Here is a 26,840-nt window from a genome sequence, read left to right as displayed (position 1 = left end):
AGATGCCCGCTCACTTTAGTTAAAATTACAGACAACATTATGACCGACCTTACTTCTTCTGCTGCTCAGGTGGCATTGACAGGGAGCCAGACCGGCGGCGAAACCCAGTGGATCCGCAGCGCTGCGGACGTTTCCCGACTGATTAACGATGGCGAAGGCGCACGCAACAATGCACGCATCGTGGTGGCAATTGCGCTGGGCGGCGTTTTTCTCGACGCCTACGATCTTGGCGCGCTGGCGTTTGGCATCAAGGATGTCGCGCGCGAGTTTAATCTGACCCCGACCGGCACCGGTATGGTCGCCTCGGCGATTACCTTCGGCGCTATCGTCGGCGCGCTGATCGGCGGCTACCTGACCGATAAAATTGGCCGCTACCGTGTGTTTATGGCGGATATGTTCTTTTTTGTGGTGGCGGCGCTGGCCTGCGCTTTCGCGCCTAATGAGTATGTGCTCGGCGGCGCGCGCTTTGTGATGGGGCTGGGCGTCGGCATCGACTTACCCGTCGCGATGGCGTTTCTCGCCGAGTTTTCCCGCCTGCGCGGCCAGGGCAATAAGGCCGCCAGCGTGGCGATGTGGTGTCCTACCTGGTATGCGGCGATCAGCATCTCCTATCTGCTGGTGCTGCTGCTCTATGCGGTGCTGCCGGAGAGCCATACCGACTGGCTGTGGCGCCTGATCCTCGGTTTCGGCGCGGTGCCTGCGCTGATTATTATCGCCATCCGCAGCCGCTATATGAGCGAGTCCCCGGTGTGGGCCGCTAATCAGGGCGACCTTAACGGCGCCGCGGCCATTCTGCGCCGCGCGTGGAATATCAATGCGCAGGTCGCCAGCGATGCGCCGACGTCGCCGGTTCAACCCGCGCGTCGCGCCAGCTGGCGCAACTATGGCGCGCTGCTCCAGGGCGTTTACCGGCGCCGCACGCTGCTGGCGACCCTCACCTCTGTCGCCTCTTCCTTTGCCTATAATGCAGTAGCATTTGGCCTGCCGGTGATCATTACCAGCTTTTTCGCCCAGTCGATGCTGACCACTATTCTGGTGTCGCTGGCGCTTAATCTGCTGTTTGCCTTTGTCGGCGGCGTGCTGGCGGTGCGGCTGGTGCCGCGTCTCGGCGCGTGGAAGATGTCGGTCGCGGGCTACGCCTGTCAGTGCGCGGCGCTGCTGGGTCTGGCGCTGATCGGACGTCCCGAAGGCGGTCAGGAGGCGGCCATCGCGATCGCAATGCTGGCGCTGTTCCTGTTTGGTCAGGGTTTTGGTCCCGGCTCGCACACCATGACCTTTGCTTCACTCAGCTACCCAACCTCGCTGCGTGGCGTCGGCGTCGGCTTTAATCAGACCCTGATGCGCGGCAGCTCCACCGTCTCGCTGTTTCTGTTTCCGGTGCTGGTCGCGGCGCTGGGCACCGGCGTGTTCTGGGTGATCTTGCTGGCGCCGCTGACCGGTCTGCTGGCCCTGCTGGCGATCCGCTGGGAGCCGTCGGGCTATGATGTGGACGCTGAGGATTTTGCCGCGCGTTAAAGGTGCTGAAGGCCGCCCGGCCGGGCGGTCTCTGCTGTTTTACGCTGGCATGCTCAGCGCATTCAGATAGGCCGGGATGCGCGGAAAGGTATAGAGAAACCAGGGCGTGAACTGCTGGGGATCGTCCAGCATCGCCCGCTGAATATCGCCAACGGAGCGATAGCACCAGTCGTCAGCCTCAAGCGGATTGGGCGCGGGAAGGTCGTCGCTGACGGCGAAGTAAACGTGCCCATATTCATGCTCGGTCAGACCATTGCTGAGCGGCAGGTTATAGCTCAGTTCGAACACCGGCGTAAGCGACAGCGTCAGTCCCATCTCTTCAAACAAACGGCGCTCCGCCGCCTGCTGGGTCGGCTCGGCGGGATAAGGATGGCCGCAGGTGGTGTTGCTCCAGAGTCCGCCACAGTGGTATTTGCCGCTGGCGCGGCGCTGTAACAGCAGTTCGCCGCGGGAATTAAAAACGTAAACCGTCACCGCGCGATGCAGTAATCCCTTCTCATGCACTTCCAGCTTTTCCATTTTACCAGTGGGGCGATCGAGATGGTCGACAAGAATAACTTCAATAGCAGACATGGGGATTCCTTAAGATTACTCTCAACTATTCTGGCACATCCCTGCCATTTTATGCCGCGTGAATTTGTGCTTTTTCGCAAATGAGAACGGGCCGCCTGCGCAAGCCCGTGAGAGAAATCACCCTGTACGGCGAGGTAAGACAAGGCCCGCTCGCCTGGACGCGTAGGCCGTCCCTGGCGGTCTGGCCCGCGCGCTTCCTTGCGCGGCACGCTTTAGTTGCCTGCTCAGGCGGCAGCCGTCTGAAAGGCGAGCCGGTTCCCTGGTATTACAGACGGAAGCTCTGCACCACCTGCTCCAGCTGGACGCTCTGCTCCTCCATGGCCTGAGCGGCGGCGGAAACCTGCTCCACCAGCGCGGCGTTCTGCTGCGTGGTGCCGTCGAGCTGCGTGATCGCCACGTTGACCTGCTCAATGCCCATGCTCTGTTCGCGGCTGGCAGACATGATTTCGCTCATCAGCGTCGTCACGCTGCTGACGCCCTGCATCAGTTCATCCATGGTTTCGCCCGCCTGTTCCACCAGCTGGCTGCCCGCGTCGATGTTGGCGACCGACTCTTCAATCAGCTTTTTGATTTCACGCGCCGAGTTGGCCGAACGCTGCGCCAGATTACGCACTTCCGACGCCACCACCGCGAAACCCCGTCCCTGCTCCCCTGCGCGGGCGGCCTCGACCGCGGCGTTTAGCGCCAGGATATTGGTCTGGAAAGCGATGCTGTCGATGACGCTGATAATATCGACCACTTTGCGTGAAGAGTGGTGGATCTCGCCCATGGTGCTGACGACCTGACGCACCACCTCGGTCCCGCGCGCGGCGACCTGCGAAGCATTGCCCGCCAGCTGATTGGCATGGGTGGCGTTGTCGGCGTTCTGCCGCACCGTCCCGGTCAGCTCCTCCATTGACGCCGCCGTTTCAACGATAGAGCTGGCCTGATCTTCCGTGCGCGAGGAGAGGTTGGCGTTGCCGCTGGCGATTTCGCGCGAGGCGGCGGTAATGGCCAGCGCGCTGTCGCCCACCTGACGCATCAGCCCCTGCAAGTAACCGATAAAGTTGTTGAAGCTTTGCGCGACGGCGTTAAATTCCGGGCTATTGCTGGCCGGCAGACGCTGAGTCAGATCGGCGCCGCCCTGCGACAGCGCATCGATATTGCGATTGAGCAGGCTGAGGCGCTGCATCATGGAGCGAATAAAGCCCAGCAGCACCAGCAGCAGCACGATCGCCAGCGGAATTTGCACCAGGCCCAGACGCGTCAGCATACTGTGCGTTTGCGCGGTCAGGAGGCTGGTCGGCACGTCGCTGGCCAGATACCAGGGGCTGCCAGCGATCGCCTGCAGGAACAGCGTATGTTCGCCGTCTTCGCCGTCAAACGTCGTTTCGGTCGGCTGAGCGCCGGCGCTGGAGAGCAGCGTTTTCAGCGGGGCCGCCATCGGCAGTTGCAGATCGGCGAGGTTCTCCAGCTTCGGCGTGCCGTCGACCAGCGCGGCATTGCCGACCACTTTGCCATCGGCTTCAACAATCAGCACGCGGCCCTGAATGGCTTCGCCCATCTCTTTCGCCAGGTGGTTGAAAAAGCCGAGGGTAACGTCGATGGTGGCGACGCCCCAGACGGTGCCGTCACGGTAGATGGCCATCGCGCAGTTGGTGCGCGGCTGGGGGCTGGCGGCATCCTGATACGCCTTCGCCCAGGCGCACTGGCCTTTCGCAGCGGCCATGCCGTCCCGGTACCACGGCTGCTCCCAGTATTTATCCGCGGCATCGGAGTTCCAGTAGGTATTCACCTGTAGCTGGTTGCTGGCGTTGCGCGCAAAGAAGCTGCTGTCTTTCTCTTTCGCCGGATCGCGGAGGTTGGGCAACGGCCAGATACCGCCGCCAAAGACGTTGCTGTCCTGATACTGGTTAACCAGGGCGGGCAGCAGCTGATCGATAGCTGGACTCTCCATCACGCCCGCGCTTTCGGTGATAGCGCGCTGCTGCGCCTGTACGCGGTTCATTTGTTCGACGATGCCGCTCGCCAGCGCGTTGACCTGATAGCGCACCAGCTGGCTCTGGTTAGCGGTTAACTGCGGAGCGATAAACTGTTTGATCACCAGCACGGTGATTAGCATCAAAACGAGAAAAAAAACCACTAGAACCGCAGTAAAGCGGGATTGAGTTGTTTTAAACATCTGCTTTCCCCTGGCAGAAATGGCGCGATTGCCTGATCAGGGTTAACGGCGCGGCCAGGGGTAACTTGAGGCGAGCAGGATCACAAATTTAACAAGTAGTTGAGCCAGGTGACTATTTAGCAGGTGACAGAGAGATCGTTGCGCGCTGCCTGAACAGCGCGCTGTGGTCAGGTTTCGCTGTCCACCACCTGCTGGCGCGGACGAAAGATATGGTTATTCCCCGCCGCCATTAATCGCTCGGCCAGCTGCTGACCGCCCAGCTCATCGGCCTGAGCGAACTGGCGCTCGGCTTCGGTGATGGGCGTCGCCCACAGCAGCGTCGGCCGGTCGCCGTCGCGTTTTGGCAGCTTGAACTGCGCCGCGTCGTCCGCCAGCGCGTTGGCAAGCAGGAAACTTTCAAAACCCACCGGCGCCACTTCCGACGCCAGCGTATGGCCTTCCCCCAGCCAGGTCAGGCGCGCCCAGGGCAGATGCGCGAACTCCGCCAGCGCGCTTGCCATCTGAACGGCATTGCCCTCGGTCATCACTTCGCCATCTACCGCCATAGCCAGCTCGATGCGGCGGTACTGTGGGGCCAGCTCATCAAACAGGTAGTCGACCTGCGGCATCGGCCGGATGCTCATGCCAAGCGTGAGAAAATACCACGCGCCCTGATGCCAGTGTTGGGAGATGGCCATTGGCGGCCAGCTGCCCTGATCGATGGCGTAATATTTTACCGACTCGCCGAAGTGGGCCTGATAGCTCTCCATCAGCTTCAGCTGCACCCGCTCCCATTCGTTGCCGTCGTGCCAGTCGCGCCAGAACTGACGCTGATGTTCAGCGCGTGCGTAGTAGTCGTTGGTAGACGCGGAGCCGAGCGGCGCGGTAAGGCGGTTTTTCTTGATGCAGCCGGCAGAGAAGCTGACCTGTTTATCCTGGTAAAGGCTCCAGCCGGGGATTACCGCCAGCAGCTGACCGTAGTACCACAGCGCCGCGCCGTCATCGCTCGGCTCCCATAATACCTGCAAACCTGCCGGATCGAGCGGCGGCTCAGCTTCCAGAGTGCGGCAAAACTCGGCGCTGAGCAGCGGCGCAATGCCCTGCTCCATCGCCGCGCGATCTTCCTGCGCCGGCGCTGGCAGCAGGTTGCGCAGCCAGCAGCCGCGCACCGCATACTGGCTGCGAAACAGGTCCGTCGGCCAGATGTAGAAGTAAGCGGTGCGCTCATCCTGTTCGACAATCGCCGTCAGTGTATGTTGCTGATTGTGGACCTCAGCAATCAGAGGTTGGTATGTCATAGCGCCTCGACAAAGCCTGGGGGATCCATTTCCCCGAGATTAGAGCAGGATCCCGACTGCCGCCATGCGAGACAAGGGTAAAAATCTCAAAGTCGGATCGCGGCTGCAACACAAGCGTAAGCAACGGTAAAGCGATCGCGGCAACGGCGCGAATAAACGCGCAGCCCGGCTAAAGCATGAGCCTGGCGGAGGGTGAAAGGCTATTCGCGTTTTTCACGTTCAGCCCTGTGCTAAGGTCGCTTTACCCTTTTTATCGGAGGCGCATGATGCTGCCCATACCCGATTTTGTCTGGCGCGATGTGGTGGCTCCCGCGCTTTTTCTCTGGCTTCTCTGTCGTTACCCCTGGCTCACGCTGGCCGCCACGCTGGTGGTGTCGGGCCTGATGGCGCTGCTGCTGCTGCCTGCCGAGCTTTACCCTGTTCTGCTGTCGCTGGGCCTGATCGGCACCGGACTCGGCGTGCTGGCGCATTACACTCAGCAGCGTCAGGCGATGCGGCGGCGGCAGGCGCGCGCCCCGCGCACCTACACCCGGCCGCATGATGAGTTTCGAACTTAACCGCTCTTTATCTTTCCCGGCGCGGCGCTGTTAAGCCGTGCCGGTCTCTGCGCGGCCTTGTCTCAGCAAATCGTTAAGACAGCGTTAAGGTTGCCGCCCCATACGCAGCATGGCGCGATGATAAGCGCCGCGCGTGATCGACCAGCGCAGCGTTTTCGCCAGCAGCCGCATCTCTCCGTCGAGCAAAACGCGCGTCAGCGGACTGAAATGGTAGCCCGACATTTTCTGCGCCCAGTCGGGCAGCAGCGCCATGCCCGATTTCAGCATTACCCGCATAGCGGGTTTCGCCTGCCAGCCCGGCGCAGGCGCCTGACGCAGCAGTCGCGTTACCTCCGCGGTACGCTCGTCGTAACGCAGCTCGCTGCGCATGCTGTACAGATAGCGCGCGACCGCTTCGACGCTTTTGGGCACTCCGGTCGCGCCCAGCGCTTCGGCAATCTGCGCCGCCTCCTGATAATAGCGATCCTGTTCCGCCAGGCTGAGCCGCGGATTTTTAAAGCGCAGATGAGAGGCGAGAAAGGCGCTGGTTTCAGCCACGTGTACCCAGGTCAGCAGATGCGGATCGCTGGCGGCATAGGGCTGGCCATAATTATCGACGCCGCTGACGCGCAGATGAATGTTTTTGACCCGCTCAATCAGCACATTCGCGTCATGACGATTGCCGAAGGTGGTAACGGCGATGAACTGGCTGGTCCGGCGCAAGCGCCCCAGCATATCCTGACGAAAGTTCGAGTGATCCCAGACGCCTGCCAGCGCGGAAGGATGCAGCATTTGCAGCAGTAAGGCGCTGATGCCGCCGCACAACATTGAGGGGAAGTCGCCGTGCACGCGCCAGATTACGCTGTCCGGGCCAAACAAGCCTGGGTCGCCGGGCGGCTGCGAAATATCAAATTCGTTTAGCGCCAGGCCGTTAACGCGAAAAACCTGATTCTGGATACGATTGCGGAGTGTGTTCATAGCGGTCTGGCGGGGTTAAGCATTTGTTCCGCTCTCCCGACACGGCGGCCGGGAGAACGGCGTAACGCATGATTACTGATAGTCGAACTGTGCGTTCTGCGTACGCACAGAGTCAAGCCCGATCATCACATTAAATTTGCCCGGCTCCGCCACCTGCTGCATCTGCTGATTCCAGAACTTCAGCGCATCGACGTCGATCTTAAAACTGACCGACTGCGACTCGCCGGCTTTCAGCATAATGCGCTTAAAGCCACGCAGCTCGCGCACCGGACGGCTGACAGAGGCGACCGGATCGTTAAGGTACATCTGCACCACGGTCGCGCCGTCGCGCTTGCCGGTATTGGTGACCGTTACGCTGGCTTCTATGGTGCCATCGTGCGGCATGGTTTGCGCCGACAGCTTCACGGGCGACACGCTAAAGCGGGTATAGCTTAAGCCGTAACCAAACGGATAGAGCGGACCGTTTACCGTGTCGTAATAGTGCGAGGTGTACTTATTGGGTTTCGCAAAGTTATAGGGACGACCGGTCGGCAGATGGTTGTAGTAGAGCGGGATCTGCCCAACCGAACGGGGGAAGGTCATCGGCAGCTTGCCCGACGGGTTATAGTCGCCAAACAGCACATCGGCGATCGCGTTGCCGCCTTCGGTGCCGCTGAACCAGGTTTCGACCAGCGCGTCCGCCATGCGATCTTCATTTACCAGCGTCAGCGGCCGACCGTTCATCAGCACAATCACCAGCGGTTTGCCGGTGGCCTTCAGCGCCGCCAGCAGCTTCTGCTGACTGGCTGGGATGCTCAGCTCGCTGCGGCTGGAGGCCTCATGCGCCATGCCCTGCGCCTCGCCGACCGCGGCAACCACCACATCCGCCTGTTTCGCCTTCTCTACCGCCTCGTCAATCATCGCCTGCGGCGTGCGCGTATCGACCGATACCGCCTGCTCATAGAGATTAAGGAAGTCCTGAATGCCTTTGTTATCGCTGATATTCGCCCCTTTGGCGTAGAGCAGCGTGGCTTTGCCCGCGGTGGCTTCACGCATGCCCTGCAACAGGCTCACTGACTGCTTCGCCACGCCGGCGGCCGACCAGCTGCCCATAATGTCGCGCTGGCTGTCGGCCAGCGGTCCAATTAGCGCAATGGTGCCTGAGCGCTTCAGCGGCAGCGTTTCCAGCCGGTTTTTCAGCAGCACGATGCTCTTGCGCGCCACGTCGCGCGCTTCCGCGCGATGCAGACGGCTTTCAGCATTGGTGTCCTGCGGATCGCTCTCTTTCGGGCCAAGATGACTATAGGGATCGTTAAACAGCCCCATATCGTATTTTACGTTCAGCACGTGACGCGCGGCGTCGTCGATCTCCGCCATGCTTACCGCCCCGCTCTTCACCAGGCCGGGCAGATACTTGCTGTAGTACTCGTCGCTCATGCTCATATCGATGCCCGACTTAAGCGCGACGCGCACCGCATCCTGCGGGTCGCTCGCCACGCCGTGCTTGAGCAGCTCTTTAATCGCGCCGTGGTCGCTGATGGTAATGCCTTTGAACTTCCAGTCGTCGCGCAGCACTTTTTTCAGCAGCCAGCTGTCCGCCGTGGCAGGCACGCCGTTCAGCGAGTTAAGCGCCACCATCACCCCGCCGCTGCCCGCGTCCAGCGAGGCTTTATAAGGCGGCAGATAATCCTGAAACAGGCGCTGCGAACTCATATCGACGGTATTGTAGTCGCGGCCGCCTTCTACGCCGCCATAGGCGGCGAAGTGTTTCACGCTGGTCATGACCGAGTAGCGATCGGCGGCGCTTTTACCCTGCATCGCTTTCACCATGCTGCTGCCCATCTGCGACGAGAGCCAGGTATCTTCGCCAAAACCTTCAGAGATGCGTCCCCAGCGAGGTTCGCGGCTGACGTCGACCATTGGCGCCCAGGTCATATTCAACCCGTCGTCGGCCGCTTCATAGGCAGAAACCCGGCCGACCTCGCTGACCGCATCCAGATCCCAGCTGGCGGCCAGCGCCAGCGGAATCGGGAAAATCGTGCGCTGTCCGTGCACCACGTCGTAGGCAAAGAACAGCGGAATTTTCAGGCGGCTGAGCTGCATGACCTGATCCTGCATGGCGCGTATATCCTGACGCGTCACGGTGTTAAAAATCGCGCCGACCTGTCCTTTGTGGATCATGTCGCGGATCGCCTCTTTCGGGTTGTCCGGTCCGACGCTGATGAGCCTGAGCTGACCGATTTTCTCGTCGAGCGTCATTTGCGTAAGAAGATGGTTAACGAAGGCGTCGCGCGCCTCGGCGTTCATCGGGTGGGGACCAATCAACTCTTCAGCCAGCGCGGGTTGCAGAGCGAGTGAGACAGCGAGACTAACAGAGTAAATCCATTTCATCAGTTCGGGTTCTCTTAAGTGACTGCGCAATATCGAATAAACAGGCGGCAGTGTGCCACAAGTTGAGGATAGCAGGTAGCTATCGGCGTCACACCGCCTCCCGCTTGTTGCTGACGTGCTACAGTAAGTGCGCCATGTAATGACAAGGGAGTTGCACATGATCCATTCCGCTTTACTTGCCGATCTCCGCCGCCTCGTCGGCGCATCCCATCTGCTGACCGAAAAAGAACAGACGGCGCGCTACCGCAAAGGCTTTCGCTCCGGCGAAGGCGATGCGCTGGCGGTGGTTTTTCCGGGTACGCTGCTGGAGCTGTGGCGCGTGCTGCAAACGCTGGTCAGCGCCGACGCCATTATTCTGATGCAGGCGGCCAATACCGGCCTGACGGAAGGCTCGACGCCCAGCGGCAACGATTACGACCGGCCTGTCGTGATTATCAGCACCCGACGTCTCGATAAGCTACAGCTGATTGACGAGGGTAAACAGGTGCTGGCCTTCCCCGGCAGCACCCTTTACCAGCTGGAGAAAACCCTGAAGCCGCTCAATCGCGAACCGCATTCGGTGATCGGCTCCTCCTGTATCGGCGCCTCGGTGCTGGGCGGCATCTGCAATAACTCCGGCGGCTCGCTGATCAAGCGCGGCCCGGCCTACAGCGAGATGGCGCTCTTCGCGCAGGTGGATGAGACAGGCAAGCTAAAGCTGGTTAACCATCTCGGCATCGATCTTGGCGCATCGCCGGAAGAGATTCTGGGACGCCTCGATGACGAACGCTGGCGCGCGGAAGATGTACAGCACGACGGACGCCACGCCTCCGATCCGGACTATGCCGAGCGCGTGCGACACGTCGATGCCGATACGCCCGCCCGCTTTAACGCCGACGCGCGCCGCCTGTTCGAGGCCTCCGGCTGCGCGGGAAAACTGGCGGTGTTCGCCGTGCGGCTGGATACCTTTCCCTGCGAGCCGCAGCAGCAGGTGTTCTATATCGGCACCAACGATCCGGCGGTGCTGAGCGATATCCGTCGCCATATCCTCGCCCACTTCACCCATCTGCCCGTCGCCGGCGAATATATGCATCGTGATATTTACGACATCGCCGAAGTGTACGGTAAAGATACCTTTCTGATGATCGACAAACTGGGCACAGACAAAATGCCGCTGTTTTTCACGCTGAAAGGCCGCATCGACGCCTGGCTGGCGAAGCTGAGCTTTGTCAAACCGCACCTGACCGATCGGCTGTTGCAGCGTATCAGCGCCTTGTTCCCGGCGCATTTGCCGAAACGCATGAAACAGTATCGCGATAAGTATGCGCATCACCTGCTGCTGAAAATGTCTGGCGCGGGCGTGGAAGAGGCGCGCGACTACCTGAAAGATTACTTCCGCGAGGGCGGCGGCGACTTTTTCGAATGCGAAGGCAAAGAGGGCGCGCACGCCTTCCTGCACCGTTTTGCGGCCGCCGGCGCGGCGGTGCGCTATCATGCGGTGCATGCCGATGAGGTCGAGGAGATTCTGGCGCTGGATATTGCGCTGCGCCGCAACGATCGCGACTGGTATGAAACCCTGCCGCCGGAAATTAGCCAGTCGCTGAGCCACCGACTCTATTACGGTCACTTCTTCTGCCACGTTTTCCATCAGGATTATATTGTGAAGAAAGGCGTGGACGCGCACGCGCTGAAGGAGCAGATGCTGGCGCTGTTAGAAGCGCGCGGCGCGGAATACCCGGCAGAGCATAATGTCGGCCATCTCTACCGGGCGAAACCGCAGCTGGCGGCTTTTTATCGCCAGCTCGATCCGACCAATACCTTTAATCCCGGCATTGGTAAAACCAGTAAACAGAAAGGCTGGGCCGTTCGCGCGAGCTGAGACAATCCGGCGCTGAGGATTGCCTGTATTTTCTGAAAGCTGAGCGGCACAGAGCGTCAGCGGCAGGTTGCGCTGTCGCCAGAAAAAAAGGCTTCCTGCGGGAAGCCTTTTTGTTTTTACGTCAGGAGAGCGACTCGGCTTCCGCCGCCTGCGCGCGCCGTTCGATAATCATGGTTTGCGGCGTTGACAGCATAATGCCCTCTTTACGCAGCCGCGTCAGAATATCAAACAGCAGATCGCTCTTCGCGCCGGAAATCTGGCGCTGGCTGGCCACGTTGCCGGTTACGCTCAGCACGATGCCCTGCGGCGTCAGATCCTTAAAGGACACCGACGGCTCAGGCATTTCCAGAATACGCTCGTTCTCGTTATAGACGTCCAGCAGCAGCTCGCGCACCCGCACCGGATCGATATTCAGCGGAAACGTCAGCATAATGGTGACCACGCCCTGCGCGTTGCCCATGGTCGCGTTGCGCACGTTCTGCGAGATAAACTGCGAGTTCGGCACAATCACGGTGGATTTATCACTTAGCTGGATCTCAGTTGCGCGGACATTAATACGGCGGATATCGCCCTCAATGCCGCTGATAGAGACCAGATCGCCTACCTTTACCGGCCGCTCGGTCAGCAGGATCAGACCAGAGATAAAGTTTTTTACGATCTCCTGCAGGCCAAAACCGATACCCACCGACAGCGCGCTGACGATCCACGCCAGCTTGTTCCACTGAAGCCCCATAACAGAGAGCGTCAACAGGATCACCAGCACATAGCCGATGTTGCTGAACAGCGTGATCAGCGACACGCGCATTCCCGCGTCCATGGTGGTTTTCGGCAGGAAATCGGTATCGAGCCAGCGGCGCACGTTGCGCAGCACATAGATGCCGACCACCAGGCAGATAATGGCGTTGACCATATGCGCCGGCACGATGTTCAGCGACTCCAGCCCTTTGCCGCCCCAGAACTCAATGGCTTTTTGCAGCAGCTCGATGGGGGTGGATGAGGCGAAAGTGCCATTCAGCAGCGCCAGCGCCACAAAGCCAATCAGCAGGGTTTTACCCAGCGCGGCCAGCAGCGTCGCCGTCTGTTGCAGATGGCGCTCGTCAATATTGAGCAGCGTTTGCAGACGTTTGCCGGTGGCGTTGTTCACCGAGAACAGACTTTCGCAGCCGTCATTCACCAGATGGCTCAGGAAGTAGAACGAGCCAAACAGGATGCCGCACCACACCACCTCATAGCTCAGGAAGCGCGCCAGCGTAACGTAACCCACAATCAGCGACAGCAGGATAGCCATCGCGGTGATGGTCAGCCCCAGCTGAATCAACCCTACCAGCGTAGAGCGCACTTCCGGAACATTGCCCTCCTGCGCCATGCGACGGCGCACGCGGTTAGAGCGCATGCTGATGGCCAGCGCCGTGCTGCCGATCAGCAAGGCCGTCAGGCCGTTAGCGAAAATCGTGGTGTTGAGGCTGGTGCCAACGGTGTAGTTAAAGTTTTCCACCGTCTGGAAAATAAATACCAGCGCCGCGGTAATCGGCGGGAACGGCTTTAACGCCAGCGCCACTTCATTTGAGATAGCCGGCAGCCGCCAGCTTGGCCGACGCGTAGAGAGCAGCGCGCGCCCCAGACCGGCGATCAGGCCGCAAAACACGCTGAGCTTGACCAGACTGAGCACGAAATCCTGCACATCGCTGGAAACTTCGTCGCGGCGGGCAAAGGCCAGCGCGGTAAAGTTAAAGGTCAGCACCACGGCCGCCAGCGTAGTCAGCGCGATCGCCGCTGCCAGAAAGCTACGGCGCAGCCGACCTTCCGGCATTTTGTGGATGCTGATCCAGGCCAGAAACTCTTCGCTGTAACGGCGTCCCAGCGTCATGATCAGGAGCGCCGCCAGCAGCCAGGCAAGGGTGCCGAAGCGGTATCCCGGTTCCCATGACAGCGCGGCGGTATCTTTTAGCTCCTGCAAAAAGTCATCGATCTTTTCGTTATCAAGATCCTGCTTTACAAACAGCGGCGCCCAGAAGCGCGGCCCGAAAATACTGCCGGAGTTAAGCGCCAGCTGGGTCTTCATCAGGTCGCGGCGCAGGTTGGTGATCTGCGACGACAGCATCAGCGCGCTGTTCTTGATCCCTTCCGCCTGCTTGATCTGATCGTCCAGCTTGCCTTTCTGGTTCTCCAGCGAGCTACGCTTACGGGTCACTTCCGGCGTCTCTTTTACGCCGCTGTCTTCGCTGGGCGCGGGGCCAAGCACCGCCAGCTGAGCGTCGAGCTGCTGACGCTGAGGCTGTAGCGACTGCGCCAGGGTGTCGGCATTGCCCGACAGCTCCAGCGCCATCTCATTGAGCTGGGTCAGCTGGTTTTCATTGGTCTGTCCCGACACCTGACCTTTCAGCTTGTCGAGAATTTTCTGCATCTTCGGCAGTTCGACCGCTGCGTTCACTTTAGGCGCGGCGTCGGTTTGTTGCGCGGCATCGGCCGCATCGTCGTCTGCCAGACTACAGGCGGGAGCGAAAGCCGCCGCCAGCAGCATAAACAGCGCAAAAAAAGAGCGTAACGTAAACATAGTCGTGTGATTCCAGCACAAATTCAGACGATCGATCGTCGCCATTCGCGCGTAGTTTAGGGCCAGGCGCACCGGGAAACTATAGGAATGCAGGTAGTAATCGACATCCGCGGCGGGCGGACGTCGTTAAAGGGTTACTCCGCGACAGCGCTGCTGCGGCTGTTGCTGGCCACCTGCCCCGCCTTTTGCTTTTTATAGGCCAGCGCCGCCGCAGGCACGGGCGCAGCCTTGCCGGTTTGCAGCCAGTCGCGCAGACGATTCGCGTCGGCGAAGTGGGTATATTTGCCGAACGCATCCAGCACCACCAGCGCCACCGGACGATTATTAATCACGGTACGCATCGCCAGGCAGTGGCCCGCTTCATCGGTGTAGCCGGTTTTAGTCAGCTGGATGCGCCAGTCATTTTTGTACACCAGATGGTTGGTATTACGGAACGGCAGCGCATAGCTCGGATGGGTGAACACCGCGGTCTGCTCTTTGGTGGTGCTCAGTTCGCCCAGCAGAGGATAGTCGCGCGTGGCGCGCAGCAGCTTAACCAGATCTTCCGCGCTCGACACATTGTGAATCGACAGGCCGGTAGGCTCGACGTAGCGGGTATGGCTCATGCCCAGCGCGCGCGCTTTGGCGTTCATAGCGCGGATAAAGGCGTCATAGCCGCCGGGATAGTGGTGCGCCAGGCTGGCCGCGGCGCGGTTCTCCGAAGACATCAGCGCCAGCAGCATCATGTTGCGTCGGCTAATTTCACTGTTGAGTTTGACGCGGGAAAAAACGCCGCGCATCTCTGGCGTATGGCTAATATCTACCGAAATTCGCTCGTCCAGCGGCTGCTTCGCGTCCAGCGCCACCATAACGGTCATCAGCTTGGTGATGGAGGCGATAGGCCTTACGCGATCGGGATGGCTGGAAAACAGCACTTTACCGGTATTCAGGTCAACAATCATCGCGCTGCCGGAGGCAATCTGCGGCTCGGCGACGGGAGCAAGCTGTGAAAGTGAAGTCGCCGCCTGCGCGGGCGCAAAAGCCTGAGCGCCGAACAATAGCGCAAGTGAAAGCAGTGAATAGCGAATGGTTACAGGCATGGTGTAAAAAAGTACCGATTAAGATATTACGCCGTGTTTGACACAGGCTGCCTGCCGCAGAGCCGACCACGCGGAGGCTGGCAGCAGCATAATACGCGGATGCGTAAGAAATTTCCTGGTGAGAATGTTTCTGAGCGTTAAAAAAGTCCCGCGACGGAAAGGTCGCGGGACGGGGTGCATTCAGATCGCTTTCGCGGAGTTAAAACAGTTTTGGACCATAGCCCCACAGCACAACGGTAAGCGCCAGCAGCACCTCGAAAACCAGTACGCCGATCGCCAGCGTCGAGCCGGAAAAGCGCAGGCTTTCATCACGATCGATATTCAGAAACAGCGGAATGCCGATATAGAGAAGGTAGCCGGTATAAACCAGCGCCAGCGCGCCTACCAGCACACAGAGCCAGACCAGCGGATAGAGCGCCACCAGGCCGCTCAGGAACAGCGGCGTCGCCACATAACCCGCGAATACCGTACAGCGCTGGACGCTCGGACGCTGTGGATAGTCGCGCGCCATCCAGTGAATGACGCGGCCCATTACCGCCACGCCGCCCAGAATAATCAGATAAAATAAGACGCCGAGAGCAATCCCGGTAAGCAGATTGAGTTGAACATATTGCCCTTCGCCCAGATTCCAGCCCAGCTGCGTCGTGCCAATTAACGCGCAGATCACCGGGATCGCCGCCATAAGCAGAACGTGATGGGTGTAATGGTGCGAAACGCTTTCGTTTTCTTGCTTGATGTCGCGCATCTCCCGATCGGGATGCGCCATAAGACCCCAGACATGATTCATATAATCACCTCGCTAATGCGACAGGCTGCCCTGAATCCTTGCCGCTGACCCTCCAGGCAGCATCATCTCAAGTATAAACGCCGCTGCTGCTTTTGTAGCCAGCGGGTCGGCAATCGGCATAAAATTGTCGCTGCGTGGTAAGCCCACCGGAAGGATCGACCAATGCAGTGTAGAATACAGGAATCGCCGCTTAAAAAAGGGAGTTTACTTTTGCATTTCGATATCAACGGATTAATTACCCAGTACGGTTACCTGGCGCTGCTGCTTGGCTCTATCGCCGAAGGCGAGACCTTTACCCTGTTAGGCGGCGTGGCGGCGCATGAGGGGCTGCTGAACTTTGCTGGCGTGGTGCTGGCGGCAATGGCTGGCGGCGTGATTGGCGACGAGCTGCTCTACTGGATTGGCCGTCGATACGGCACAAAAATTCTGCGCAAGCTGAAAAAACATCAGGACAAAGTGGTTAAGGCCAACCGCCTCATTCAGCGTCACCCCAGCCTGTTTGTTATCGGCGTGCGCTTTATGTACGGCTTTCGCATTATCGGCCCGATTATTATCGGCGCCAGCCATCTGAAGCCGATAAAGTTTCTGGTATTGAATATTATCGGCGCGGCAATCTGGGCGACCCTTTTTGTCGCCCTGGGCTATTTCGCCGGAGGCATTATTGCGCCCTGGCTGCATAAACTCGACCAGCACCTGAAACATATTCTGTGGCTGGTGGCGGCCGTAATATTTGCCTTTGCGCTGCGCTGGGTGATCCGCCGCTGGAACACCCGCCGCGCCGGTTAAATATCTTTCCCGCCGTAAAACTGCGGATTCGCCAGCATAAAGCCGCCGTCGACAATAAAGGACTGTCCGGTGGTGTAGCTGGCCCATTCTGAACAGAGCCAGGCCACCAGGCTGGCAATCTCCCGCACATCGCCAGGCCGGCCAATAGGAATTTCGGGCGTTTTAATCTTCTGCGCATCGCCGTCGCCCATATTGTTCATAGGCGTGGCGATGGCGCCGGGCGCCACGGAATTGACCAAAATATTATGCTTAATCAGGCTGATAGCCATCGATTTCGTCAGGCCGCCCATCGCGTGTTTGGCCGCCGTGTAAGCCACGGCGTCAGGCAGCGGCGTATGCTCATGTACCGACGTAATATTAATGATGCGTCCGCCATCGCCCTGCTCCACCATTTTGCGTGCCGCAATCTGACCACAGACAAAGGCGCCGTCAACATCTACGCTGAATACGTTGCGCCATTCGTCAAAAGGCGTATCGAGGAAGGCTGATTTGGCGTTCGCGCCGGCGTTATTCACCAGCGCGTCAATACGACCGAGGCGTGAGATCAGCGCGGAGAGCGAGCGGCCGCCTTCCTGCGGATCGGCGAGATCGAGGTGGATGATTTCGGCGCGGCGACCGTGCTCGCGCACCAGGCGCGCCGTCTCTTTCGCGCCCTCTTCGTCGGAACGCCAGGTGATACCAAGATCATAGCCAAGCTCCGCCAGCATCAGCGCACTGGCTCGGCCAATGCCGGAATCCGATGCGGTCACAATAGCTACTCTGGTCTGGGGTGTGGTCATCATTCTCTCCTCAGGGTGTCGGGTAAGGTGAAGTATAGAAGCAATCCGGTCATGTCCAGGCGCGGCCTCTGGTGCCGCTTTGTCTATAGTTAGAGCTATTGCCCGTAACGGAGAGAAGGATGAGCAAGATAAAACGCCCGATTGAAGATCACGGTATTATCGGCGATTTGCGAACCTGCGCGCTGATTGCGAATGACGGCACCATCGATTATCTCTGCTGGCCGGAGCTGGACAGCCCGTCGGTTTTTGCCGCGCTGCTCGACAGCGATGACGCGGGCCTGTTTTCGCTGGCGCCGGAGTGGAAAGGGGTGCGCCGCCAGCAGCTCTATTTGCCTGACACCAACATCCTTCAGACCCGCTGGCTGGGCGCGGACGGCGTGGCGGAGATTACCGATTATATGCCCATCTGTGACGACAGCAAAAAGCTGCCGCGCCTGATCCGCCGGATAAAAATGGTGCGCGGCAGCGCCTGGTTCACAATGCGCTGCGCGCCGCGCCATGACTACGCGCGCGCCGACACGCGCGCCGAAGCCGCAGGCAGCTGCGTCGATTTTCTCGCGGAAAACCAGCCGGGATTACGCCTCGCCGCGACGGTGCCGCTCACCTGCGAAGCGCATGCCGCGACCGCCCGCTTTGAGCTAAAAGCGGGCGAACACGCCGAGTTTGAATTAGGCAGCGTCGAGGACGCTCATGTCGAAGCCGTCGCCACCGAAACCTGCTTTGAAGAGACCATTAACTACTGGCGACGCTGGAGTAAAAAAAGCAATTACACCGGGCGCTGGCAGGAGATGGTGCAGCGTTCGGCGCTGGCGCTGAAACTGCTGACCTCCAGCCAGCACGGCTCTATCGCCGCCGCCGCGACCTTTGGCCTGCCGGAAGAGCTGGGCGGCGTGCGCAACTGGGATTATCGCGCCTCTTGGATCCGCGACGCCTCTTTCAGCATGTATGCGCTGATGCGTCTTGGCTATGTCGACGAGGCCAAGCATTTTACCCACTGGGTGGGCCGCTGCGTCGAGAACAGCCATCACGACGAAATGCGCTTGCAGGTAATGTATCGCCTCGACAGCGGCACCGAACTGCACGAAATCGAACTGCTGAACCTCTCCGGCTACGCCGACTCGCGCCCGGTGCGCATCGGCAACGACGCCTGGCAGCAGACCCAGCTCGATATTTACGGCGAACTGATGGATGCGGTCTATCTGGCGAATAAATATGGCGAAGCCATTTCAGAGCGGGGCTGGCAACACGTCGCGCAGATGATCGATATGGTGTGCGAAAACTGGAATCAGCCCGACGCCGGTATCTGGGAGATGCGCGGCGAGCCGGAGCATTTTCTTCACTCGCGCCTGATGTGCTGGGTGGCGCTGGATCGCGCGCTGCGCCTCGGCATGAAGCGTTCGCTGCCGATGCCCTATGCGCGCTGGGACAGCGCGCGCAGTGAAATTCGTGCGGACATCTGGAAAAACTTCTGGAACGCGGAGCGCGGCCATTTCGTCTCTACCCGCCACGGCGACTATCTGGATGCTTCTATGCTGCTGATGCCGCTGGTGCGCTTTGTCGGCGCGACCGATCCGGAATGGCTGGCCACCCTCGACGCCATCAAGCGCGAACTGGTGAGCGACGGCATGGTGCGCCGCTATAACATCAGCGAAACGCCCGCGGATGGCCTGACCGGTTCGGAAGGCTCTTTCGGCGCCTGCTCGTTCTGGTATGTGGAGTGTCTGGCGCGCGCCGGGCGCATTCACGAGGCGCATTTCGAGTTTGAAAAGCTGCTGAGCTACGCCAACCCGCTGGGATTATATGCGGAAGAGTTTGACAGTCACGGCCGGGCGCTGGGCAATATGCCGCAGGCGCTTACCCACCTGGCCTTGATCAGCGCCGCCTTTTTTCTCAACCGCAAACTGAGCGGCGAGGTGACGCTATGGCAGCCCTGACGGGCATCGCCCGGATAGTTAACGCCGCCGATTACCTAAAGTCTGCGTTGGCTGCTAAAATCCTGATTCACAAGATCGAAACAATGCCCATATAATGTGCAGCCGGTCACGCCGACCGGTACGGGTTCGATACACTGACAAGCCTGCAAACAGGCCATAACGACTTGTAAAATATGAAAATGATTCGCGCGTTCGCTTCAATGGCTTTGGCCCTGGCTGCATTCAGTCAGTCTGCTTTTGCTGTGGTATACCCTTTACCGGCGGCTAACAGTCGTCTGATTGGGCAAAATATTGAGATTACTGTCCCTCAGGACAATAAGCTGCCGCTGGAAGCCTTTGCAGCGCAGTACCAGATGGGCCTCAGCAATATGCTGGAAGCCAATCCCGGCATGGATGTCTATCTGCCGCAGGCAGGCAAGAAAATGATCGTTCCGCAGCAGCTGATCCTGCCTGACGCCCCGCGCGAAGGCATCGTGATCAACAGCGCGGAGATGCGCCTTTACTACTATCCGAAGGGCACGAAAACCGTTGTGGTGCTGCCGATCGGTATCGGGGAGTTAGGCAAAGATACGCCGGTTAACTGGACCACTACGGTGCAGCGCAAGAAAGCGGGTCCAACCTGGACGCCGACCAAAGCGATGCACGCGGAGTACGCCGCGCGCGGCGAGAGCATGCCTGCCGTGTTCCCTGCGGGTCCGGATAATCCGATGGGCCTGTACGCGCTCTATATCGGCCGCCTCTATGCTATTCACGGCACCAACGCCAACTTCGGTATCGGCCTGCGCGTCAGCCACGGCTGCGTGCGTCTGCGCGCCGACGACATTAAGTGGCTGTTCGACAACGTGCCGGTTGGCACGCGCGTTCAGTTCATTGACCAGCCGGTGAAAGCGACCGTCGAGCCGGACGGTTCGCGTTACGTAGAGGTGCATAACCCGCTTTCTACCACCGAAGAGCAGTTTAACTCGCGCGAACTGGTGCCGATTACGCTGACCTCTGCGGTAACGAAGGTGATTTCCGACGCCAGCGTCAGCCAGGACCAGGTTAATGCGGCGATTCAGAGCCGCAGCGGTATGCCGACCAAAGTCAACGGCGTTGCCGACAGCGTGCAGACCGCGCCGACCGAGGTGCCGGAAACCCAGGATGCGCAGCCGAAAGAAGAGCCGATGACGCCGGTTACGCCGCAGGGCGCTAGCGCTGCCGCGCCTGATGCCGCGCCGCAGCCGGTTGCCGCGCCCGCCTCAGCGGACAATCCGTCGTAATCAGGTTTCGCTGTGAAAAAGCCCGCTGACGCGGGCTTTTTTGTGGGCGGTTATTACCGTCTCTGCCGGGCGGCGGCGCGCAAAAAGGTTCGACTGCCTGTCCGCCGCGCGGTAAGCCTGAGCAGCGGCGCTGCTCAGCTACGACTCAATATCAGCTTCAGACCCGCCACTGCGAAACAGCAGGCCAACAGCGCATCCAGCCCGCGACGGATGCGAAGATAAAAGGCGGTCATCACTGAGGTGGAGAACAGCAGCGCATAGCCGCAGAACACCAGCGCGCAAATCGCCGCGCAGCCGCCAATAATCGCCGGTAGTGTCGAGGCGGCCGCCTCTGGCTTAAGCGCAACGGACATAATGGCGACCCAGGTGAGAATGGCTTTGGGATTGCCAATGTGCATCAGCAGACCCTGACGGTACAGTCTGCCAGACGCGACTTTCCCGTCTCTGCCCTTAAAGCCGGCGGCGTCCGACCGACGCAGAGCAGATTTACCCGCCCTGAAGGCCAGCCACAGAAGATAGAGACCGCCCCCCACTTTCAGCACGACGAGCAGCTGGGCAAAGGTCGCCAGCACGGTCAGCACGCCGCAGGCGGCCAGCAGCGCCCACAGCATCGATCCGCTAATCACTCCGCCTGCCAGCGCCAGCGCCGCCCCGCGCCCCTGTTGCATCGCCACGCCCATAATGGCCATATTGCTCGGCCCAGGGCTGGCGGTTGCGACAAGATAAGTGGTGTAGATCAACAGTAATTCATGTGACAGCGCCATAGGTGCTCGCAAAGAGAAGAGAAGTGTCATGTAGTTATATCGATCCAGGCGAAAAATTGCTATGGCTGCCGCGCAACGATCGCTACGGCCGACGGACTTCGCCTCTTGCCAGCCCGGCGCGCCAGCATCAACGCCACCTGCCCGTCGGCAGCAGACGGTCTCACTTCCGCCTGGCCGCGCCAGCTTCATTGTTCTGTCACATAATGCGCGTATCACCGGCAGTATAGGGCGCGGACAGGGCGTGCCCGCCATCGTTTACCGAGGTGTTTATGAGCGAAAACAGCTTAACGTCATCCCCGTCGGCTGGCGCACGTCCGAATCTCACGGGCAAACGCAATCGCTTTTCCAGACCGCTGTTTCTGATTTTACTGGTGGCGGGACTCGCTTTCGCCGGATTCAATCTGTTCAGCGACGTGCAGGAGACCGGCGCGCCCGTTACCAGCTATGTGCCCTTTCTGCTGCTCGGCCTGGCGCTGCTGATCGCGCTGGGTTTCGAGTTCGTGAATGGTTTTCACGATACGGCGAATGCGGTAGCCACCGTTATTTATACCCACTCGCTGACGCCAGGCGTGGCGGTGGTCTGGTCAGGCCTGTGCAACTTTCTCGGCGTGCTGCTCTCCAGCGGCATTGTGGCGTTCGGGATTATTTCGCTGCTGCCGGTAGAGCTGATTTTGCAGACGGGCAGCGGCGGCGGTTTCGCCATGATCTACGCCCTGCTCTTCTCCGCGATTATCTGGAACCTGGGCACCTGGTATCTTGGTCTGCCCTCTTCCTCTTCGCATACGCTTATCGGCTCCGTTATTGGCGTTGGCGTCGCTAACGCGCTGCTGCACGGCCGCAGCGGCATGAGCGGCGTGGACTGGGATCAGGCGATAAAAATTGGGTATTCGCTGCTTCTGTCGCCGCTGGTGGGCTTTATCTGCGCCGCCCTGCTGCTGCTGGCGATGAAGACGTTTATTCGCAGCCGCGAACTCTACGAGGCGCCGCAGAGCAGCGAGCCGCCGCCGGCCTGGATCCGTGGCCTGCTGATCCTCACCTGCACCGGCGTCTCGTTCGCCCACGGCTCCAATGATGGACAGAAAGGCATGGGGCTGATTATGCTGATCCTGGTCGGGACCATGCCGATCGCCTATGCGCTGAACCGATCGCTGCCGCCTGACCAGATCCCGCGCGTGGCGGCTCTGGCGCAGGTGACTGAGAACCAGCTGTTGCTGTTGCAGCCGGCCAGCGGGCGTCCGCTGGCGGCGCGCGAGGCGCTGACCGACTATGTGCGCACCAATACCTTAACCCCCAGCGTCCTGCCCGCGCTGGCGCTGACGCTGGGCGACATCAGCGATCAGATTCGCCGCTACGGTTCGATGGACAATATCCCGGCGCAGGCGGTCTCCAACACCCGCAACCAGATGTACCTCGCCTCGGAGTCGATTAAGCATATTCAGGCGAATAAGGTGCCGATGCCCGAAGAGACGCAGCGCAATCTGACGGCGATTAAGCAGGAGCTGGACAGCGCGACGCGCTTTATTCCCATGTGGGTGAAGGTGGTGGTGGCGATTGCGCTGGGTCTGGGCACCATGGTTGGCTGGCGACGCATTGTCGTTACGGTAGGCGAGCGCATCGGCAAGACCCATCTTAACTACGCGCAGGGCGCCAGCGCCGAGCTGGTGGCGATGGCGACCATTGGCGCGGCGGACAGCTTTGGCCTGCCGGTATCGACCACCCATGTGCTGTCGTCCGGCGTGGCAGGCAGCATGGCCGCCAACCGCTCCGGGCTGCAACTGGCGACGCTGCGCAACCTGGCGATGGCCTGGGTGCTGACGCTGCCGGTCTCAGTGGCGCTCTCTGCGGCGCTTTATGCGCTGTTCGCGCAGTTTTAATCCTGAAAGCGCGGCGCCATGCCGCGCTGCATCAGCCGCAGCGTCATAGCAAACGCGCCCAGCACCATCAGCGCCGCCGCCAGATAGACCGACTGCATGCCCCAGTAGCCTATCAGCAACCCGGCCACCGGTCCGGTCAGCCCTAATCCCAGATCGAGAAACGCCGAGTAGACCCCCAGCGCCGAGCCTTGATCCTGCCGCTCCACCTGCCGCACCGCCTCCACGCCCAGCGCCGGGAAGACCAGCGAAAAGCCGCAGCCGGTCAGCAGCGCGCCAAGATCCACCAGCAGGCTGCTTTCCGCCTGCCAGATAATCAGCAGGCCCGCGCACTCCAGCAGAAAAGAGCACATAGCCACCTTCAGCCCGCCAAAGCGCGTGATGGCACGGCTGAACAGCAGGCGAAACAGCACAAAGCCCAGGCTAAACAGCGACAGCGCAAAGGCGGCGCCGCTCCAGTCGCGACTGGCGAAGTAAAGGGTAATAAAAGTGGAGATCACGCCGAAGCCGATGGTGCCGAAACCGAGCGCCAGACCAAACAGCCAGACGCGTGAAAAGACGCGATGAAACGGAATGCGCTGCCCCTGGCTGACGTCAACCGCCGGTTTACGGCTCGCCAGCACGTACCCCGTCACGCCCATTAGCGCCACCAGACCGGCAAAGCCGCTGATGCCCATGCCCTGATTCAGCATTACGCCCAGCGGCGCGCCTATTGCCATCGCCAGATAGGTGGCGACGCCGTTCCAGGAGATAACGCGCGCTGTCTGCATCGGGCCGACGATATTCATTCCCCACAGCGTCGAGCCGGTGCTGCTGAAGCTCTCGCCGACGCCGAGGAACAGCCGCCCAATTGCCAGCAGCAGCAGACTCAGCAGCGGCCAGTCGCGGCACAGCGCGGCGAAAATCGTCAGCACGCCGCTCATGCCGCAGCAGAGGGTGCCCAGCATCACGACGCGTTTGGGACCAAGCCGATCGGCCAGACGGCCCGACTGCGGACGGCTCAGCAGCGTGGCGAAATATTGCAGGCTGATAATCAGGCCGGCGACAAAGGAGCTAAAACCGAGCTGGCTATGCACAAAGCCCGGCAGCACCGCCAGCGGCAGGCCGACCGAGAGATAGCAGAAAAAGGTGAAGATCAGAACCGAGAGAATGCGTTTGTTGAGCTGACCGTTAGTCAGTATCGCGACATCAGACATAGCAGGCTGGTTTGTTATGGAGAATAGCCTCCACTATACGCTTAGCCTGCTAACGGGTCGCCTGAATTTTTATCACGAGGTCATGCTGACCGCCTGCCGATCAATGACTTCGGCGATCGCAGCGGAGTGTTTTAAGGTGCGGATTTCGGTAAACAGGCCGTCTGCCTGCGGATAGGCCTTGCGCAGATAGCCGAGCCACTGCTTGATGCGCGCGACGTGATAAAGCCCGGTGTCGCCCTGCTTTTCCAGCCGCGTATACTTTTGCAGCAGCGCGACTACCTCCGGCCAGGCCATGGGCGCATCCTGGTATTTGATGACCCGACTGAGATTGGGCACGTTGAGCGCGCCGCGACCGATCATCACCGCATCGCAGCCGGTGATGCGCAGGCAATCCTGCGCGCTCTGCCAGTCCCAGATTTCACCGTTCGCCACCACCGGAATATGCAGTCGCTGACGGATTTCGCCAATCGCCTGCCAGTTGATCGCCTCCGCGCGGTAGCCATCCTCTTTGGTGCGGCCATGCACCACCAGCTCGCTGGCGCCGGCCTGCTGCACCGCATCGGCGATTTCGAAGCGACGCGCGCCGGAATCCCAGCCGAGGCGCACTTTGACCGTTACCGGCAGATGAGCAGGCACCGCCTCGCGCATCGCTTTCGCGCCGCGATAGATCAGCTCCGGATCCTTGAGCAGCGTAGCGCCGCCGCCGCTGCCGTTTACCAGCTTCGACGGACAGCCGCAGTTAAGGTCAACGCCCCAGGAACCCAGTTCCGCTGCGCGCGCCGCATTCTCCGCCAGCCATTCAGGGTACTGGCCCAGCAGCTGTAAACGCACCCGCGTGCCGGACGGCGTGCGGCTGGCGTTGCGCAGCTCAGGACAGAGACGGTGGAACGACTTGACCGGCAGCAGCTGATCCACGACGCGCAGAAACTCGGTGATGCAGAGGTCATAGTCGTTGACCTCGCTCAGCAGCTCGCGTACCAGCGAGTCCAGCACGCCCTCCATGGGGGCCAGCAAAACTCGCATGGCGTTACGCGGTTCCGGTTTTCTTCACGGCCGGACGACGCGGCGGACGAGCAGGCTTATCGCCCTGCGCGGCCTGTCCCTGACGGCGCGACTGCGGCGCACGCTTGTCGCCCTGCGGGCGTGATGACGGCGCACCCTGCCCACGGCCGCGACCGCGCGGCTGCTGCTGGCGACCGTTCTGAATCGGCTCCGCCTTGATGCTCGGATCCGGCTCATAGCCTGGCACGGCCAGACGCGGAATTTCACGCTTCAGCAGACGCTCGATGTCGCGCAGCAGTTTGTGCTCGTCCACGCAGACCAGAGAGAGCGCGGCGCCGGTCGCGGCCGCGCGGCCGGTACGACCGATACGGTGCACGTAGTCTTCCGCCACGTTCGGCAGCTCATAGTTCACCACATGCGGCAGCTCTTCAATATCAAGACCACGCGCGGCGATGTCGGTGGCGACCAGCACGCGAATCGCGCCGGTTTTAAAATCCGCCAGCGCGCGGGTACGCGCGCCCTGACTTTTATTACCGTGGATCGCGGCGGCGGTGATGCCGTCTTTATTCAACTGCTCCGCCAGGTGGTTCGCGCCATGCTTGGTACGGGTGAAGACCAGCACCTGCTGCCAGTTACCTTCGCCAATCAGCTGAGAAAGCAGTTCGCGCTTGCGTTTTTTATCAACGAAATGCACCTGCTGCGACACCTGCTCAGAGGCGGTGTTGCGGCGTGCGACTTCGACCTGCTCCGGGTTGTGCAGCAGTTTTTCCGCCAGCGCCTTGATGTCGTCCGAGAAAGTCGCGGAGAACAGCAGGTTCTGACGTTTAGCCGGAAGCTTCGCCAGCACGCGACGAATGTCGTGGATAAAGCCCATATCGAGCATGCGATCCGCTTCATCCAGCACCAGCACTTCGATCTGCGACAGATCGACCGCATTCTGGTGTTCCAGATCGAGCAGACGGCCTGGCGTGGCGACCAGAATATCAACGCCGCCGCGCAGCTTCATCATCTGCGGATTAATGCTGACGCCGCCGAATACTACCAGCGAACGCAGCTGCAAGTATTTGCTGTAGTCGCGTACGTTTTCACCCACCTGAGCGGCCAGTTCACGCGTTGGGGTCAGGATCAGCGCGCGAACCGGACGACGACCGCGTCCCGATGCAGGCTGAGAAGAGAGTTTTTGCAGCAGGGGCAGCGTAAATCCAGCGGTTTTACCGGTGCCGGTCTGCGCGCTTGCCAGCAGATCGCGACCGGAGAGCACCACAGGGATCGCCTGGCGCTGAATAGGCGTAGGTTCGCGGTAGCCCTGTTCAGCAACCGCGCGCAAAATATCGGCACTCAGGCCGAGAGAGTCAAAAGACATTAAGTGTGTTACTCCGGTCCGCCCTGACCGTGATCCACGGTGTAGTTTTCAGAGGGGATAGTGACGTCAGCCAGCGGCTAACGTGTGAAAAGGGCACAAACTACGATGCGTAAGGCGGGCAGTGTAGCAGCTTTTGTAGCGTGGTGCGAGAAAGGCACGTCTTACGTAATTTCGGCGCGCTGAGCGAGTGGCGAGAGC

20 protein-coding genes are annotated in these 26,840 nt (G+C 60.3%); 7 read left to right on the top strand and 13 right to left on the bottom strand.

Annotated features, from left to right (window positions below):
* The first annotated feature begins 39 nt into the window (after positions 1-39).
* On the top strand, positions 40-1,515 hold the full coding sequence (locus tag BBB56_RS04910) for an MFS transporter (RefSeq protein ID WP_123799345.1): 1,476 nt from the start codon (positions 40-42) through the stop codon (positions 1,513-1,515).
* Between the two features lie 39 nt (positions 1,516-1,554).
* Here the strand turns inward: BBB56_RS04910 and idi are convergent, their stop codons facing one another.
* The 3 genes from idi to BBB56_RS04895 form a co-directional block, all read right to left on the bottom strand.
* On the bottom strand, positions 1,555-2,088 hold the full coding sequence (idi, locus tag BBB56_RS04905) for an isopentenyl-diphosphate Delta-isomerase (protein WP_123799343.1): 534 nt from the start codon (positions 2,086-2,088) through the stop codon (positions 1,555-1,557).
* A gap of 265 nt (positions 2,089-2,353) precedes the next feature.
* A complete protein-coding gene (locus BBB56_RS04900) occupies positions 2,354-4,249 on the bottom strand; it encodes a methyl-accepting chemotaxis protein (protein WP_123799341.1) in 1,896 nt (631 codons plus the stop codon).
* Between the two features lie 167 nt (positions 4,250-4,416).
* Positions 4,417-5,526 carry a suppressor of fused domain protein gene (locus BBB56_RS04895; RefSeq protein ID WP_123799339.1) on the bottom strand — a complete coding sequence of 370 codons (1,110 nt, stop codon included), beginning with the start codon at positions 5,524-5,526 and terminating at the stop codon, positions 4,417-4,419.
* A 263-nt stretch (positions 5,527-5,789) separates the two neighbouring features.
* Between BBB56_RS04895 and BBB56_RS04890 the strand changes: the two genes are divergently transcribed.
* Positions 5,790-6,083, top strand: coding sequence for a hypothetical protein (locus tag BBB56_RS04890; protein ID WP_123799337.1), 294 nt, complete (start codon positions 5,790-5,792; stop codon positions 6,081-6,083).
* A gap of 84 nt (positions 6,084-6,167) precedes the next feature.
* Here the strand turns inward: BBB56_RS04890 and BBB56_RS04885 are convergent, their stop codons facing one another.
* Both BBB56_RS04885 and bglX read right to left on the bottom strand, forming a co-directional pair.
* Complete coding sequence (locus BBB56_RS04885) at positions 6,168-7,040, bottom strand: oxygenase MpaB family protein (protein ID WP_123799335.1); 873 nt, start codon at positions 7,038-7,040, stop codon at positions 6,168-6,170.
* Positions 7,041-7,112: 72 nt separating this feature from the next.
* Entirely contained in the window at positions 7,113-9,410 is a 2,298-nt protein-coding gene (bglX, locus tag BBB56_RS04880) for a beta-glucosidase BglX (RefSeq protein ID WP_123799333.1), read from the bottom strand.
* A 157-nt stretch (positions 9,411-9,567) separates the two neighbouring features.
* On the opposite strand from bglX, the gene dld reads away from it, so the two are divergent.
* Positions 9,568-11,268, top strand: coding sequence for a D-lactate dehydrogenase (dld, locus tag BBB56_RS04875; RefSeq protein ID WP_123799331.1), 1,701 nt, complete (start codon positions 9,568-9,570; stop codon positions 11,266-11,268).
* Positions 11,269-11,389: 121 nt separating this feature from the next.
* Here dld and BBB56_RS04870 read toward each other — a convergent pair whose 3' ends face one another.
* The 3 genes from BBB56_RS04870 to BBB56_RS04860 all read right to left on the bottom strand — a co-directional run bounded on the left by BBB56_RS04870 (position 11,390) and on the right by BBB56_RS04860 (position 15,688).
* Positions 11,390-13,822: a DUF3772 domain-containing protein gene (locus BBB56_RS04870; protein ID WP_123799329.1), complete on the bottom strand. Its 2,433-nt coding sequence runs from the start codon at positions 13,820-13,822 to the stop codon at positions 11,390-11,392.
* A gap of 134 nt (positions 13,823-13,956) precedes the next feature.
* Complete coding sequence (gene pbpG / locus BBB56_RS04865) at positions 13,957-14,901, bottom strand: D-alanyl-D-alanine endopeptidase (RefSeq protein WP_123799327.1); 945 nt, start codon at positions 14,899-14,901, stop codon at positions 13,957-13,959.
* 199 nt (positions 14,902-15,100) lie between these two features.
* A complete protein-coding gene (locus BBB56_RS04860) occupies positions 15,101-15,688 on the bottom strand; it encodes a Yip1 family protein (protein WP_123799325.1) in 588 nt (195 codons plus the stop codon).
* A 210-nt stretch (positions 15,689-15,898) separates the two neighbouring features.
* Between BBB56_RS04860 and BBB56_RS04855 the strand changes: the two genes are divergently transcribed.
* Positions 15,899-16,474 (top strand): DedA family protein, encoded by a 576-nt coding sequence (locus BBB56_RS04855; protein ID WP_123799323.1) that lies wholly within the window; start codon positions 15,899-15,901, stop codon positions 16,472-16,474.
* Here BBB56_RS04855 and BBB56_RS04850 read toward each other — a convergent pair.
* Positions 16,471-17,253, bottom strand: a complete 783-nt coding sequence (locus BBB56_RS04850) for an SDR family oxidoreductase (RefSeq protein ID WP_123799439.1) — start codon at positions 17,251-17,253, stop codon at positions 16,471-16,473. The two genes, BBB56_RS04855 and BBB56_RS04850, sit on opposite strands and share 4 nt — an antisense overlap.
* A gap of 119 nt (positions 17,254-17,372) precedes the next feature.
* On the opposite strand from BBB56_RS04850, the gene BBB56_RS04845 reads away from it, so the two are divergent.
* Complete coding sequence (locus BBB56_RS04845; RefSeq protein WP_123799321.1) at positions 17,373-19,187, top strand: glycoside hydrolase family 15 protein; 1,815 nt, start codon at positions 17,373-17,375, stop codon at positions 19,185-19,187.
* A 173-nt stretch (positions 19,188-19,360) separates the two neighbouring features.
* The gene (locus BBB56_RS04840; protein WP_123799320.1) at positions 19,361-20,446 is read left to right on the top strand and encodes a L,D-transpeptidase family protein; all 1,086 of its coding nucleotides are present in this window, start codon (positions 19,361-19,363) and stop codon (positions 20,444-20,446) included.
* A gap of 134 nt (positions 20,447-20,580) precedes the next feature.
* On the opposite strand, the gene BBB56_RS04835 is transcribed toward BBB56_RS04840, so the two are convergent.
* Positions 20,581-21,210: a LysE family translocator gene (locus tag BBB56_RS04835; RefSeq protein ID WP_123799318.1), complete on the bottom strand. Its 630-nt coding sequence runs from the start codon at positions 21,208-21,210 to the stop codon at positions 20,581-20,583.
* Between the two features lie 269 nt (positions 21,211-21,479).
* Between BBB56_RS04835 and BBB56_RS04830 the strand changes: the two genes are divergently transcribed.
* Complete coding sequence (locus tag BBB56_RS04830) at positions 21,480-23,084, top strand: inorganic phosphate transporter (RefSeq protein ID WP_123799316.1); 1,605 nt, start codon at positions 21,480-21,482, stop codon at positions 23,082-23,084.
* Here BBB56_RS04830 and BBB56_RS04825 read toward each other — a convergent pair.
* From BBB56_RS04825 to rhlE, 3 genes are all read right to left on the bottom strand, one after another.
* A complete protein-coding gene (locus BBB56_RS04825; protein ID WP_123799314.1) occupies positions 23,081-24,277 on the bottom strand; it encodes an MFS transporter in 1,197 nt (398 codons plus the stop codon). The two genes, BBB56_RS04830 and BBB56_RS04825, sit on opposite strands and share 4 nt — an antisense overlap.
* A 72-nt stretch (positions 24,278-24,349) precedes the next feature.
* The gene (dusC, locus tag BBB56_RS04820) at positions 24,350-25,300 is read right to left on the bottom strand and encodes a tRNA dihydrouridine(16) synthase DusC (protein ID WP_123799312.1); all 951 of its coding nucleotides are present in this window, start codon (positions 25,298-25,300) and stop codon (positions 24,350-24,352) included.
* Positions 25,301-25,304: 4 nt separating this feature from the next.
* Entirely contained in the window at positions 25,305-26,642 is a 1,338-nt protein-coding gene (gene rhlE, locus BBB56_RS04815; protein WP_123799310.1) for an ATP-dependent RNA helicase RhlE, read from the bottom strand.
* Positions 26,643-26,840: the final 198 nt, after the last annotated feature.

It is taken from the genome of Candidatus Pantoea deserta (genome assembly GCF_003813865.1).
GTDB classification, from domain to species: domain Bacteria; phylum Pseudomonadota; class Gammaproteobacteria; order Enterobacterales; family Enterobacteriaceae; genus Pantoea; species Pantoea deserta.
Note: the sequence above shows the minus strand (reverse complement) of the source record. Positions and strands in the feature narration are given on the sequence as shown.

Excerpts from the sequence above, each read along its gene's own strand:
- BBB56_RS04910 (WP_123799345.1), top strand. The coding sequence starts at position 40 with ATGACCGACCTTACTTCTTCTGCTGCTCAGGTGGCATTGACAGGGAGC.
- idi (WP_123799343.1), bottom strand. The coding sequence starts at position 2,088 with ATGTCTGCTATTGAAGTTATTCTTGTCGACCATCTCGATCGCCCCACT.
- BBB56_RS04900 (WP_123799341.1), bottom strand. The coding sequence starts at position 4,249 with ATGTTTAAAACAACTCAATCCCGCTTTACTGCGGTTCTAGTGGTTTTT.
- BBB56_RS04895 (WP_123799339.1), bottom strand. The coding sequence starts at position 5,526 with ATGACATACCAACCTCTGATTGCTGAGGTCCACAATCAGCAACATACA.
- BBB56_RS04890 (WP_123799337.1), top strand. The coding sequence starts at position 5,790 with ATGATGCTGCCCATACCCGATTTTGTCTGGCGCGATGTGGTGGCTCCC.
- BBB56_RS04885 (WP_123799335.1), bottom strand. The coding sequence starts at position 7,040 with ATGAACACACTCCGCAATCGTATCCAGAATCAGGTTTTTCGCGTTAAC.
- bglX (WP_123799333.1), bottom strand. The coding sequence starts at position 9,410 with ATGAAATGGATTTACTCTGTTAGTCTCGCTGTCTCACTCGCTCTGCAA.
- dld (WP_123799331.1), top strand. The coding sequence starts at position 9,568 with ATGATCCATTCCGCTTTACTTGCCGATCTCCGCCGCCTCGTCGGCGCA.
- BBB56_RS04870 (WP_123799329.1), bottom strand. The coding sequence starts at position 13,822 with ATGTTTACGTTACGCTCTTTTTTTGCGCTGTTTATGCTGCTGGCGGCG.
- pbpG (WP_123799327.1), bottom strand. The coding sequence starts at position 14,901 with ATGCCTGTAACCATTCGCTATTCACTGCTTTCACTTGCGCTATTGTTC.
- BBB56_RS04860 (WP_123799325.1), bottom strand. The coding sequence starts at position 15,688 with ATGAATCATGTCTGGGGTCTTATGGCGCATCCCGATCGGGAGATGCGC.
- BBB56_RS04850 (WP_123799439.1), bottom strand. The coding sequence starts at position 17,253 with ATGACCACACCCCAGACCAGAGTAGCTATTGTGACCGCATCGGATTCC.
- BBB56_RS04845 (WP_123799321.1), top strand. The coding sequence starts at position 17,373 with ATGAGCAAGATAAAACGCCCGATTGAAGATCACGGTATTATCGGCGAT.
- BBB56_RS04840 (WP_123799320.1), top strand. The coding sequence starts at position 19,361 with ATGAAAATGATTCGCGCGTTCGCTTCAATGGCTTTGGCCCTGGCTGCA.
- BBB56_RS04835 (WP_123799318.1), bottom strand. The coding sequence starts at position 21,210 with ATGGCGCTGTCACATGAATTACTGTTGATCTACACCACTTATCTTGTC.
- BBB56_RS04830 (WP_123799316.1), top strand. The coding sequence starts at position 21,480 with ATGAGCGAAAACAGCTTAACGTCATCCCCGTCGGCTGGCGCACGTCCG.
- BBB56_RS04825 (WP_123799314.1), bottom strand. The coding sequence starts at position 24,277 with ATGTCTGATGTCGCGATACTGACTAACGGTCAGCTCAACAAACGCATT.
- dusC (WP_123799312.1), bottom strand. The coding sequence starts at position 25,300 with ATGCGAGTTTTGCTGGCCCCCATGGAGGGCGTGCTGGACTCGCTGGTA.
- rhlE (WP_123799310.1), bottom strand. The coding sequence starts at position 26,642 with ATGTCTTTTGACTCTCTCGGCCTGAGTGCCGATATTTTGCGCGCGGTT.